General features: G+C 67.8%; 5 protein-coding genes. 3 read left to right on the top strand and 2 right to left on the bottom strand.

What is annotated here, in order from left to right; all coding sequences use genetic code 11:
- Positions 1-14 precede the first annotated feature (14 nt).
- Entirely contained in the window at positions 15-1,019 is a 1,005-nt protein-coding gene (locus tag ADJ95_RS02215) for a phosphotransferase (protein ID WP_049332133.1), read from the top strand.
- A gap of 962 nt (positions 1,020-1,981) precedes the next feature.
- Here the strand turns inward: ADJ95_RS02215 and ADJ95_RS02210 are convergent.
- The gene (locus ADJ95_RS02210) at positions 1,982-6,574 is read right to left on the bottom strand and encodes an ATP-dependent helicase (protein ID WP_049332131.1); all 4,593 of its coding nucleotides are present in this window, start codon (positions 6,572-6,574) and stop codon (positions 1,982-1,984) included.
- A 157-nt stretch (positions 6,575-6,731) separates the two neighbouring features.
- Positions 6,732-10,547, bottom strand: a complete 3,816-nt coding sequence (locus tag ADJ95_RS02205; RefSeq protein WP_049332129.1) for a PD-(D/E)XK nuclease family protein — start codon at positions 10,545-10,547, stop codon at positions 6,732-6,734.
- Positions 10,548-10,744: 197 nt separating this feature from the next.
- Here ADJ95_RS02205 and ADJ95_RS02200 point away from each other — a divergent pair, with 197 nt between their 5' ends.
- Together ADJ95_RS02200 and ADJ95_RS02195 are read left to right on the top strand one after the other, a co-directional pair.
- A complete protein-coding gene (locus ADJ95_RS02200) occupies positions 10,745-11,440 on the top strand; it encodes a 3'-5' exonuclease (RefSeq protein WP_049332127.1) in 696 nt (231 codons plus the stop codon).
- A gap of 106 nt (positions 11,441-11,546) precedes the next feature.
- Positions 11,547-12,926, top strand: coding sequence for a threonine/serine ThrE exporter family protein (locus ADJ95_RS02195; protein ID WP_049332125.1), 1,380 nt, complete (start codon positions 11,547-11,549; stop codon positions 12,924-12,926).
- Positions 12,927-13,148: the final 222 nt, after the last annotated feature.

The raw sequence follows: 13,148 nt of genomic DNA, 5'->3' as shown, positions 1-13,148 counted from the left end.
GGTAACCTTAACCCGTGACTTTATCTCCCCTTCAGCTTGCAGCCATCGTCTCTGCCGGAGTGCCCGGAATCTACCCCGTCGGCGCCGAGGCGGTCCGCGAAGATAGCGGCGACTTCGACTCGGCAATCATCGCCGACTCGGCCGGTCGCCGCTGGCGTGTGCGCGCCCCGCGCCGTCCCGATGCCAGCATGCGTCTGGAGGCCGAGCACCTCATCCTGCAGTCCTTCAGCCCCGGCCTGCGCGCCCGCCTGCCCTTCGCCGTGCCCACGGTCGCCGGCATCGTGCCGTACGCCGGCGGCAATGTTTTCGTGTACACGCACATTCCCGGCTCCGTCTACGACGTGGACCAGCTTGCCGAGCTGAGCCGCCGCGAGGTCGCTCAGGGGCGTCCCTCCCTGGCCGCGATTATCGCCAAGGATATTGCCACCCTGCATGTGATGCCCGAGGACATCATCTACGAGGCCGACCTGCCCTCCTATTCTTCGGAGCAGATTCGCCGCCGCAAGATTGCCGAGCTCGAGCGCGCCGCCGCCACCGGCAAGGTGCCCGCCGACCTGCTCGCGCACTGGCAGGCGGTCCTCTCCCCCGGCCCAATGTGGCAGTTCCGCCCGCGCGTGGTGCACGGCGATATGGGGGCCGAGAACCTGGTGCTGGAGGTGACCCCCTCCGAGGCGCGCATCGTCGAGGTGACCGGCTGGTCCGACGTGCACGTGGGCGACCCCGCGCAGGACTTCGCGTGGCTGTACTCGTGCGAGGATATCGACTTCACCGACGAGGCTGTGGAGGTGTACCGTCAGCAGATGCCGCAGCTACCCGACGCTTACCTGGCGCAGCGCGCGAACTTCTACGCCGAGTTCGCGGTGGCCCAGTGGCTCACCCACACGGTCGAGACCGACGATAAGGACGGCGCGACCCACGCGGTGTCGATGCTCCTGGATATTCAGGACGATTTGCGTTCCTCGGGCGAGCTACTCGGCCAGGAGGACACTCCCCCGCTCATGAGCGGACCGCAGGGCTAAATTACTGAGCAGTCCGTTATTGGACGGCGGACGCATGAGCCCCTCAGTGAGCGCCGCCGAGCCGCCGAGCCCCCCCTATTCTTTAAGATTCATGGCCCCCGGGAGCCTGCTTCGCGCAGGCCTCGGGGGCCATGAACATACTAATGGAGCGCTTTTCCGGAGGATTTAGGGCGTTCCCACCGAATTTTTTCAATGTATTTTCCAACACATTTTGAGCGCCGGTTCTGCATTTTTGTGCACGAAAAATTGCAATTAAGGGTGAGGGTTGAAGGTGTGATTTAAAAACAGAACACACCTCTTCGCGCAGAGTTTATTCACAAAATCCCACACAATCCAAACACCCAGAATAGGACTCCACAAGGCTTCAATTTCACCTTGAAACATGCTCAAAAACATGCATTTTAGGGCAATTATTTTACGCTTAGACTTTTTTGTCAAGTCCTGGAATACTTTTCCTGTGCCGTTCCACAGAGAACGAGCACAACCCCCAAAAGCGTACTGACCAGCGCCGATACCGTGGCAGTGGTATCGAGGGGGGAACGATTGGACGGGGACCGTGACCGGTCATGTCACACCCCGAGCCGGATTCATGCACCGCGCAACCAATCACCGATGGCAGAATTCTATAGAGGTACTTTCGAGGTTGTGTTTGAGAGTAAAGACGCACGCGAACCCCACGGCACGCAGACGGCGTGAGTGAGGCCGCCACGGCGGCAGTTGTCTGCGGATGATCCGAGCGTGCGAGGGCACGAGGTACCTTTATAGTTCTTCAGCGGCTGAGAACGCCTCCCCGCCCTAATGCAGTAGGGCCGAGAGGCGTTTTCTGCTATTCACTTCGAGAGTGAGAAAAGCCCGGGCCGACCCCGCGATGGGGTCGGCCCGGGCTTTTGCGCATCCGTTTAGGCTATTGACGGCCGGGGCCGGGCAGGGCTATTGGCGGCCGGGCCGGGAAGCGCGAGCGCCTACCCCTCGCCCGCGCGGGCCTTGCGGATCACCGCGGCCAACTGCGCCTCCGAGGGCAGGCCACCGCGAATCTGCTCGTCCCACACCTCCTCCACGCGCTTGCCACCCAGGTAGACGAATACCGTGCTGATGCGCTCCGGGTCAATCCCCATGATGCGGGAGAACGCGATGCGGTACAGGCCCAGCTGGAAGCGGCGCGCTTGCATGTCCGCGGCCTTCGGGCGGCGGCCGGTCTTCCAATCCACCAGAATCCAGCGTTCGCCGTCCCCGTCCTCGGTGCGGAACACGGCGTCGATGCGGCCGCGCAGACTCACGCCCTCCACGTGGGTCTCAACCGGGTACTCCACGGCCCAGATGCGTTCCTTCCATTCGGGGGAGCCCCACTCGCTCGCCGCGAAGCGCTCCCAGAGCGAACGCACAGAGGAATCCTGCTCGCTCTCCTCGGCGAGGGACAGCTCGTCGAAGAGGGCGTCTTGCGGAATATCCTCGGCGAACTCGAGGTGTTCCTCCCCCGCTACTTCCTCCGGCGCTGTCTCTCCCGCCGGCTCGACCGCGCCGGGCAGGGTCACGCCCAGCGTGTCCTCGGCCTCCGGGGCCTCAAGCGGATCGGCGCTCGGCACCACACCGAAGTGCTCCTCGATGAGGGCGTGCACCTCCGTGCCGATGGTCGCCGCACGCGAGGGACGCTGCGGCACCGGGCGCAACAGCTCGTGCACCGTGCCCTGCGGATCCTCGCTCAGGCGAATGAACGTGGAGGCCGAGAGGTGACCGGGCAGCTGCTCGGCCAGCACCGGCTCGGTGTGCTCGGCCAGGCGCATGAGCAAATCGGCCTCGCGCTCCCAATCCTGGGCGCGGCGGCGCAGGGCCTCGGGAACGGCCCCGGCGGGCTCGGGGGCGGTGAGATCCGCACCGGCAGCAAGCTGCGCCTCCAGCTCGGCGACCGCGTTTTCGACGGCCAGGGCGGCCCGTTCCACCGCCTCGCGGCGGCTCGTGGAGTTAATGGCAATCTCGCGGTTCAACTCCTCGTGGCGTCCGTGGCGCAGAATCGCCTCGGTGCCCTCGTTCAGGTCCTCCTCGGAGCGCCAGCGCCAAATCACGGGGCGTTCCAGCGGGTCGAAGGGCCACATGGCGGTTAGCACCGCACCCAGGTGCGGGTTTATCGTCTCGTAGGTTTGGGCGCTGAAACAGCCGCCCGCCACGACGGGCAGGGCCGCGGCCATCACGGGAGAATAGCCGGGGCGCGGAGGCTGGGATGCGCGCTCCGCTTCCTCGGCGGCCAGCTCGTCCAGCCACTCGGGCGCGGGCAGATCCAGGCGCTCGCAGTTCTCCCGCACCGTGCGCACGCGCATCGGTAGCGGCGAGAGCTGTACCTCGCGCATCAGGGAGGGAATTATCGCCCCCGCCAGGGCCCAGGCGTAAGGGACCTCACCCGCCTCCTCGGGGTCGGGCAGGCCCTCGGGAGTCAGCACCGTGCCCTGCGCCAGGGTCACCGGCTCCTTGAGGCGGTACCCCGTGTCGGCGATGAACTCAACCCAGGGGGTCACGTTATCGATCGGCTTCTTCTTGCCGTCGTCCGAGGGGTCGGCCACGACGAAGACCAGGCCCATGCCGACCAGCTGCGGGGCGGTCCAGGGGAACTCCACCGTGTCCTCGGCGTGCCGCCGGTAGGCCTCGGCCAGGGTCCACAGCAGCTCCATCCAGAAGGGCTGGACCGACTGCGGGGTCTTCGCGGTGCTCTTCCAGCGGAAGGCGCTCACGGCCAGCAGGTTGCGGGCGCGGGTCATCGCCACGTACATGAGGCGGCGGTCCTCCATGCCCGCGTGCTCGCCGGCGTCCCCCTTGTGAGCCTTCAGGTATTCCTCGAGCTTCTTGGCCTCCTCGAACTCCGCGATTTCCTCGGGGCGTTCCAGGATTGAGGGCAGGTACTCGCTATCGCCGCGCAGGGGCCAGGGCAGGGCCACGTTGGCCGTGATCTGCCAGAGGTTCGGGGTCTGCGCGCCGCCAACGGTGCCGCACAGGCCCGGCAGGAAAACACGGTCCCATTCCAGACCCTTGGAGGCGTGCATCGTCATCAGCTGAACGGCGTTCGGGTCGGGGTCGATGGAGCCCAGCTCCAGGCCCTTCTCCTCGTCGTCCGCGCGTTCCAGCCAGGCGAGGAAGCCCATCACGTAGCTCACGCCGCCCGAGGAGAGCATAAAGCGGCGAGCGCCCGGCTCCCCCTCCTCCGCGCTCACGCCGTCGGCGCCCGCGTAAATCATGGCGTTGATGCGCGGGGCCGACATTCCGTAGGCGGCGGCCACCTCGTGGAAGGCGTCCAGGTTTACGCGCGCCACCAGCGGGTCGGTGCCCGGGCGGACCGCCAGCTCAATGTCCAGGAGCATCGTGCGTTCAATCTCGTAGAGCAGATTGCCCAGGTCGTCGCTCAGGCCCGCGCGGAGCACGCGCATCTGCTCGGCGAAGGCGCGCAGGCGCTCCAGGCCCGCCGCGGAGAAGCGGCGGCCACGGTAGTGCTCGCCGTAGAGGGGTTCGCCGTCCGGGCCGTCCTGCGGCAGGTTCTCGACCGCCTCGATGAGCGAAACGTACCCCGAGGAGTCGTCCACCGCGCCCTTGAGCACCTCGTCCAGCTGCTCCTGTGCGGCGCGCAGATGCTCGGCGGTCAGGCGGCCGCGGGTACCCCGACCGGTCCCCTCGGCGGCGCCGTCCTCTGCCTCCTCTGCCTCCTCGGCGTCTTCGGCCTGCTCGAGCAGCCGCAAGGCCATCTGCTCCCGCAGGGCCCGCTCACGCTCGCGAACCAGCGACTGCGCCCAATCCCCCAGCGCCAGCAGGTCGGCACCGCCCAGGCGCCAGCGGGCACCCGTGAGCAGGCGGGCCAGCGCATCCGAACGGTTCGGGTCGGCCAGCACACGCAGCGCCGAGACCAGGTCCACGACCTCCGGCTGAGAGAGCAGGCCGCCTAGGCCCACCTGCTGCACCGGAATGTTCAGGCGCTCGCACTCCTCGCGAATCGTGTCCAGCTGGCCGTGGGAGCGGGCCAGCACGGCGACCTCGGGCATCTTCAGGCGCGGACGCACCGAGCCGTCGCCGCCGCGGTGCGCCGCGTAGGCCCGTTCGTACTCGCGCACGGCCTCGGCGCGCATCCCGGCAATCCGCTCGGCAATGCCCGCGGCCTCCGCGCGGTCGGAGTCGTAGTAGGTCATCTCCACGCGACCGGTCATCCCGGAGGCGGCCTCCTCGAAGGCGGGAGTGCCTTCCTCCCCGACCAGCACGCAGCGCGGGCGCAGGTCGGGTACCTGGTCGGCGCTGATATCGCCGCGCACCGCACGCACCCACTCGGGAACGTCCTTGAGCTTTTCAGCCACGTGGTTCGCCGCGTTCAGGATCGAGATGTCGTTACGCCACGCCACGGACAGGAAGAGCGGCTGCGCGTGCGGGGTCGGGAAGTGACGGTAGAAGCTGAACATCTGGCCGTCGGAGGCGCCGCGGAAGCCGTAAATCGACTGCTTCGGGTCACCCACCGCCATCACGGGGTGCGTGGGAATACCGGCCGCCTCATCGGCCCCGTAAATCGAGGAGAACAGGCGCATCTGCGCGTGGGAGGTGTCCTGGAACTCGTCCAGCAGAACCACCTTAAAGCGGGCGCGCTCCCCCTCGCGAATCGCCGGGTCGCTCTCGGCGATGCGCGCGGCCAGGCGCATAAGGTCACCGAAGTCCAGCACCTGCATGCGCGCCTTCACGCGGGCGTAGCTCTGCGCCATCTGCGCGTACACCCGGCGGTTACGCAGGAGTCGCTGAACCTTCTGAATGTCCCGTTCTTTCTTGACGGGGCGGCGAGAATCGGGCACCGCGGCGTAGGCGGCCAGCTGCTCGGTGCAGAAGTCGATGACCTCCTGCGGCTCGCGCAGGTGCTCGGCGCACTCGTCGGAAAGCTGCAGTAGCTGGTTAATCATGGTGGCCGCCGAGAGGGGCACATCACCCTGATCCTGCGGTAGCTCACCCTCCCAGTACTGCACGATCTGCGCGGCCAGCTGCCACTTCTGCGCATCGCCGAGCATCTGCGCGTCCTGCTCCACGCCCAGGCGCAGGCCGTACTCCTTGACGAGGTTGTTCGCGTAGGAGTGGTAGGTCAGCACGGTCGGGTCCGCGATGCCGTTGCGCAGTTCCTCCTCGGTCGGTTCGAGTCGGCGGCTGCGGCGCAGGGTGTTCAGGCCGGCGCGCATGCGGTTGCGTAGCTCGGTGGCGGCCTTGCGGGTGAAGGTCACGCCGAGCACTTCCTCGGGGCGCACGAAACCGTTATCGACCAGCCAGATCACGCGGTCGACCATGGTCGCGGTCTTGCCCGAACCGGCACCGGCGATGACGAGGGTCGGGGCGGGGCCGGCCTCAATCATGCGGATCTGCTCGGGTGTGGGTTTCTTGCCCTCGGGGCCGTTGAGCATCGCGGCGATGTCGAGGGCGCTACGGTAGCCGCCCGCGGGGGTTGCTCCTGCGGGCAGGTCGGCCAGGAGCGTGCCGTCGGCGAATTGCCAGGTGTTGCGCTCGCACCACTGGGCGGGGGTGAGCGGCTGCCCGGAGGCGGTGGCGGGGTTGGTCATGGGTCCTCATCTTTCGTCGTTGAGGGTGAGTGAATGGTTCGTGTCGTACCGGTGCCGGGGTACCGGCGTGCGCGGTCAGCGGGCGGTCTGATGGGTGGCCGGGTGAGTGAACTACAGCCACCCGGCGGGGGGCCTCTTCCGCTAGGGCCGCGCCGCGTTAGGGCTGAGTCACCTGGCGGCCGCGAGTGCATATCGGGCAGAGCTCGGGCAGGCGGCACCCGTGCCCGCGGTTGCCCTCGCGGTGGCGGGTCTGCACCTGCGCACCGGCGATGAGCTCGGCGGCTCGTTGCACCAGGTCCACGGCCCATTCGTCGTTATCCTCCAGCGCGGGCTGAACCTGCAGGCGGGCCTTGCTGTCATCGTTCACGTCCGAGACGCCCACCTGCATGAGTGCGGCACCGGCGGAACGCCCCGCGGAAGACTCGTAGGTCAGCTCCTGCGGACGCGCATCCGGGGCGGGTTCCCCGGACTCCGCCGCGGCGGCCTCGGCGCGGTACCGCTCGGCCAGCTGCTCGCCCGCGCCGGCCTCCACCGCGATCTGGTAGGCGGCCAGCTGCGGGTGCGTGGCCACGGCCGCCCCGTCCGGCTTGCTTTTGCCGGTCTTCAGGTCGACGATGACGAAGCGGCGGGTGCCGTCCCTCTCCGGTGCCTCCTCCAGGCGGTCCACGCGGCCGGTGAGCAGCGCATCCAGCTCGCCCACTTCCCCCTGCGGGTCGAAGGGCACGGGCACACGCACCGAGAAGGAGCCCTCGACGCCCAGGTTCTTCCAGCCCTGTGCGTCCATGTGGGTGCGGTAGTAGTAGCTCAGGCGCAGAATCATGCGCTTGGCCCGCTCGTAGAGGGCGTAGGCCTCCCAGGGCACGCGCTCGCGGTACTCCTCTTCGCTCTCGTCTTCCCTACGGGCGGGCACGCCCAGGGAGCCGATGCGCTCCTCCAGTGCGGTTTGGAGCTGTTCGAGGGTGCCGGTCGGGTACTCCTCGGCGATGGCGTGCACGAGGGTGCCCAGGGAGCGGGAGAGGTCGGTCTGGGCCTCGGCACGGGCGGCGGATACCAGCCAGTCCAGCGGGGAGTTGTGGATGGTTTCCAGGCGCGAGGGCGAGAGCGCGATGGTGCGTCGCCCCTCGTCGGCGCCATTTTCTGGCGATTCTTGGGCGGGGCGGGCGAAGAACGGTTCGGTGCTCGACAGCGGCAGCAGGCCCCACCACTGCTCGGGGGATGCACCGGGCGCCTGCACGCGGGCCAGGCGGGCCAGGGTGCGCGATGCGGCGTCGAAGCGGAAGGCCGCGGCCTCCGGGTTCAGGGCGGCTTCCGGGTTCTGGGCGTCCTCTGCGGTGTCGGGGGCCTCGGGGGCTGAAGCATCGGGCACGTGAGCTTCTAATCCAGGCGAGCCGGCCGCGTTCTTCAGCTCGGCGTCCTCGGCGCTCATGGCGGTGAGCGCATCCTCAACGAGGGTGCGGCGCAGCTCCGCCACGAGCGAGCGCAGGGTGGCGGGGCGGCGCACGCGGGTGATGGGCACCTCGGGCGAGTCGTTCTCGGCGTCGGTGGGTACCACGAAGTCGAAGAACTCGCCGGGAGCCTCGTCCTCGTTGCGCACGGCGGTTAGCACCAGGCGGGTACTGGCACGGGTCGCGGCGACGGCGAACATGCGCAGCTCGTCGTGGCGGGTGTCGCGCACGCGCTCGGGGTAGCTGCGAATACGTGCGGGCGGCACCTGCTGCCCTTCTGCCTGTGCGTCGGGGTTAGCGGGGGCGGGGCGGCGCATCCTGGCGTCGCAGATGTCCACCAGGTCGCCGGTGCCCAGCAGGGAGCCGCGTACGGTGGTGTTGGGCCAGCTGCCCTCTTGCAGGCCGCATACATATACGGTGCGCCAGGACTGCCCTGCGGCGAGCGCGGGGGTGAGAATCTCGACCGCGTCCTGGCGTACGCCGCGGGCGGCGAGGGTGTCCATGGGTAGGTCCTGCGCGTCGATGAAGTCGAGGAACTGCTCGGCCCCGGCGCCGCGCATCTGCTCGTCGAATCGGTCGGCGGCTTCGAAGAGGCCAATCATAGCGTCGAGGTTGCGGTGGGCGGCGTCGGCTTCGGGGCCCGCGCTGCGCGTCTGGGCGACCCAGGTTTTTTCGAGGCCGCTGGCTTCCCAGAGGGCCCAGAGCACCTCGGTGCTGGTGGAGTCGGGTCGGGCGAGGGCCTTGCGGCCCGCGGAGAGCACGGCGGCAATGCGGTGCACGGCGCGCCCCACGCCCTCTTCGGGCAGGGTTTCGGGGTGTAGCAGGGCGCCCAGCAGCAGGTCGTCGCTGGGGCGGTGGCCGCCGGTTTGCAGTTCGACGGATCGTAGCTGTTGGCGGAGTCGTCGCACGTCCATGCTGGATGCGCCGCCGAGCCGGGAGGTGAGCAGGGTGATGGCGCTGTTCGCCCCGTTGAGGGGGTTGGAACGGTTTTCTTCGGCGATAACGTCGTCGAGGCTCTTGCGCATGATCTCTTCGGCCTCGTCGGGGCTCAGGGCCTCGTAGCCCGCGCCGGTGACGGCGGGGTTGAGGGCCTTCTCGCCGCGCTTGCGGGCGTAGACGAGCAGACTGAGCGCGTCGAGGAAGGGGCGCACGGCGGGTTCGTCGCGCACCGGCACGAGGGCGGCGGAGGTACGCGAGGGAATACCGCTGGCCGAGAGCACCCGGCGGATGCGCGCCACGTCCGCGCCGTTGCGCACGATGATGGCGCTCTCGCGGTAGGGGCGGTTGCCGTAGATGCGGTCTTCGAGCAGCAGCTGGGCGAGCAGGTTTGCCTCGTCCTGGGCGCTGGCGAGCGCATACTTATACACTCCGGCGGGTGCGGTGCGGTAGTGCGCGGGGTCGAGGATTTTGCCGTCGGCTCCCAGGTGCAGCAGCGGTTCGTCGGCGGCGCCCCAGGTGAGGGCTTCGTCGGCGGGGGTGGTGTTGATGCGCCCGAAGGTTGCGGGGGGCTTCTGCCCGTTCTGCCCGTCCGTCTCTGCGGCGGGCACGTAGCGACTGTAACGCGGCAGGCGGCGGCGGATGTCGGCGAGCAGCGGCATCATGAGCGCCGGCAGGCGGTAGGAGATGGTGAGGGTGCGTTCGGCCAGGTGCGGGAAGCTTTCGGGTAGCGTGCGCACCAGGTCGGGGCGGGCACCGCGGAAGCCCTGGACGACGGCTTCGTCGCTGTAGGTCATGATAACTTCGGGCGCGGCGGCGAAGACGTCCGGGTGTTCTGCGGCCAGCTCGGCGGCGTCTGCGGGCGGCTCTTCGGCGGCGATGAGGCGCAGCAGGCGGTAGGTGGAGGGGCTGAGCTCCTGCACGTCGTCGATGAGCATGAGGTCGTAGCGGCGGCGCTCTTCAGCGAGGAATTCGGGGTTGCGCAACAGCAGCCGGCAGGCGTCGTTGATGAGCACGGCGGGGTCGTAGGCGTTTTTGGCGCGGAGGGCTCGCACGGCGCGGTATTCGGTGTGGAGCTGGGCGAGGGCGGCCCAGACGGGTCGGTTGTAGTCCCGGGCGAGGGCCTGGACGTCCTCGGCGGTGAGGTCGTATTCGGCCATGCGGTCAAAGAAGTCTCGGATTTCGTGGCGGAAGCCGCGGGTGGGCAGGGCTTCGCGGAGGGAGTCGGGCCAGGCGGGGCCGGGTGCGATACCTTCGGCGTGGTTGGCGAGCAGTTCGCCGATGATGACGTCTTGCTCGGGGCCGGAGAGGAGCTTGAGGTTGCCTTCTACGCCGGTGAGGAGCCCGCGGGTTTGGGCTCGTTTGAGCAGGTCGAAGGCGTAGGCTGCCCAGGCTCGGGTGGGTGCTACGGAGAGGCTGCGGTCGCTGGCGGCGGCGATGGTGTCTCGCATGCGGGTCGCGGCGGTGCGGGTGGGTGCGAGGATGAGCAGGCGGGCGGGGTCGCGCCCGTCGGAGAGGTAGCGCAGGGCGCGTTCGGTGAGGTGATGGGTCTTGCCGGTGCCGGGGATGCCGGTGAGCAGTTGAGTTGTCATGGCTTCAGTCTATCGGGTGGGCGGCGGGTCCGCCCCGCCGCCCGTCATTCGGGGCCCGCGTTTCGAGGGGGGCGTTCCTCTCCCCCGCTCCCCGGCTAAGGCCCGCGGCGGCTCGCGCCCTCCCGCATCTATATCTATAACGCGTGCGCGTAACGAACCGGCGCGCGCCTTCTTCGCCGCTGGGTTAGTCTTAAACCATGACCTGGATGAACGGCCTGCGCGCCACTTTTGACCTTGAGACCACCGGTGTGGACGTCACCACCGCCCGCATCGTGACCGCCTCCCTGATCCTGCTAGACGCTCAGGGCAACGTGGTGCGCCGCGGCGAGTGGCTGGCCGACCCCGGCGTCGAGATTCCCGCCGGTGCCGCCGCCGTGCACGGCATCACCACCGAGCATGCCCGCGAGCACGGCCGGCCCGCCCGCGAGGTCGTCTGGGAGCTTGCCGGCGCAATCGGCGCGCTCAACCTCGACGGCGTGCCCATCATCGCGTTCAACGCCGCCTACGACTTCTCGGTGCTCCACCACGAGATGCTGCGCTACGGCATCGCGAACGGCGAGCTGCCGCCCGGCGCGGTGCTCGACCCGTACGTTCTGCACAAGCACGTCATCCCCCGCAAGCGAGGCAAGCGCACCCTCGAGGTGCTCGCCGCCGAGTACGGCGTCTCCCTCGAGAACGCGCACACCTCCGCCGATGATGCCCTGGCCGCAGAGCGCCTGCTCGTCAAGCTCACCGAACAGTTCCCGCAGGTCCTCAACGTGGATGCCCACCAGCTGCATGAGCAGCAGATTCAGTGGGCGGCCGAGCAGGCGGCGAACTTCCAGGCGTGGTTGCGCACGCAGCCGGGCAAGGAATCCGAGGTCATCGACGGCCGCTGGCCCGTCCGCCGGTAAGGGGCGCCCCGCCGCTACCGCCGCCGCGGCATCTCACCTATCCTAGTGAGGGACGTACACGAACCCCAGCCCACTACACATACGACGGCGCGCCACGGAGTTTTTAATGGATCATCAGCCCAGCAACCCCTCAGATTCTGCAGAACAGTACTACGACACGAACACCCGAAGCATCTACCTCGGGTCGAGCCGCCTCGCCCACGAGCACCTGGTCGCGCAATCCCAGGTGGTGCTTCGGCTGGGACGCATCCTGATGAAGTCGGGTGCGAGCGCGTACCGCATTAAGGCGTCCATGTCGCGCCTGGCGAAGGCTGTGGGTCTGAAGGAGCACCACGCGCAGGTGACCTTCACCGAGATTTCCACCTCCTCGTACACCGAAGGCAACTTCCGCACCGAGGTGGCCGAGCAGCGCACCATGGGCATTAACGCCCACAAGATCGATCAGCTGGGCAAGTTCATCTCCGAACTGCCCGAACGCATCACCCCGGCGGAGGCGAACGCCGAGCTGGACCGCATCGATTCGGCCAAGCCGCTGTACACCCGCTGGATGCTGGCGCTGGCCTCCGCGGTGGCTTGTGCCGGGTTCGCGTTCCTGAACCGCGGCGGCCTGGTGGAGTGCTCGGTCGTATTCCTCGCCGCCGGTGCCGGTCAGTTTTTGCGTTCGACCCTTCTCAAGCGCGGGGTGAGCCACCTGGCCACCTGGATGGCCTGCGGCTTCCTGGCGGCCGGCCTGTACATTGCGGTTGTCAATGTGCTGGTTGCGGCGGGTCTGGTTAGCCCGAACCACATGATTGGTTTCATTTCTTCGGTGCTGTTCCTGGTGCCGGGCTTCCCCATGGTGACGGGCATGCTCGACATTTCCCGCATGGACTTCCTCGCGGGTATTTCGCGTCTGACCTACGTGGGTTTGCTGCTGCTGAGCGCGTCTTTTGCGGTGTGGGTTTTGGGTTCGCTCTTCCACCTGCCGTTGGCTTCCCCGGCTCCTCTGAATCTGGACCCGACCCTGTATCTGCTCCTGCAGATTATCTCCTCGGGTGTGGCGGCGGGCGGCTTCGCGATGCTCTTCGCCGCCTCCCCCGTGGCGTGCGTGTGGGGTGGCGTGATTGCCGCGGTGGCGAACCCCATCCGTATTCATATGGTGGAGGCGGGCATGCCCGCGCATATGGCCGCGACGATTGCCGTGTTTGGTGTGGGCATCCTGGCCGAGGTTGTGGCGCCGTTGCATCAGCGCAAGTACACCCGTATTTCCCTGTCGGTTCCGGCGGTGGTGACGATGGTTCCGGGTGTTCCGTTCTACCGTTCCATGTCGCACTTTGCCAGCGGTGACATGTACTCGGCGGCGAGCGGTTTCGTGCAGTCCCTGCTCATCTTCATGGCGCTGGGTATGGGCCTGGCCTTCGTGCGTCTAATCTTCGACAAGAACTGGCTGTTCGATCAGGACACCCAGGTTCTGAACCGCCTGGATACCGACCGGCACCTGCGCTAACCGCTACCGGTCCCCTACCGCGTAGCCCCCACGCGCGCGACCCAGCTGCGTTCCCCGTCCATTACCCCGCCCGTCAGACGTGTTTTGTCGTCACCTTTCGGTACATTCAGACGCTCGTCACCTGCGGTTTACCTGAAGCACCTATGATGGTTAGGGTACGGGACGTTAGCGTCGCGAGGGCTCTGCCGCCCGGCATGCCTCGTCCCCTGTAATTCTTGAATT

It is taken from the genome of Rothia mucilaginosa, assembly GCF_001061665.1.
Classification (GTDB): Bacteria; Actinomycetota; Actinomycetes; order Actinomycetales; family Micrococcaceae; genus Rothia; species Rothia mucilaginosa_A.
This window is presented reverse-complemented; position numbering and strand designations above follow the sequence as displayed.